Origin of the sequence: Winogradskyella ouciana (genome assembly GCF_009709615.1) — a bacterium.
In the GTDB taxonomy this organism is placed as follows: Bacteria; Bacteroidota; Bacteroidia; order Flavobacteriales; family Flavobacteriaceae; genus Winogradskyella; species Winogradskyella ouciana.
Genome location: NZ_WJYA01000299.1, coordinates 1 through 237 on the forward strand (window position 1 = coordinate 1; position 237 = coordinate 237).

At 67.5% G+C, this 237-nt stretch carries 1 protein-coding gene; it reads left to right on the forward strand.

Annotated features, from left to right (window positions below):
- Positions 1–237: hypothetical protein (locus F1003_RS19210; protein ID WP_162307028.1), on the forward strand; the 237-nt coding region annotated here is incomplete at both ends.

The window sequence follows — 237 nt, forward strand, 5'->3', positions numbered from 1 at the left end:
GGAAGCCGAGGGAGGTTTTCGCTGAGATGGAGATGGGTAGGGACGTGGATGCAGGGCAGCAGCAGAGGCGGCTGGTGGTGGTGCACAGCCAGGTGAGGCGGATCAAGCAGGAGGAGGGGGAGAAGGTGAAGGTGGACGAGACGTACCAGCACCAGGTGTCGGAGATGCGGCGGATGGTGGTGCTCCGGGACATGGAGGCGAGGCAGCGCTCCCGCTCGCCGCTCGGGAGGGCCGCCC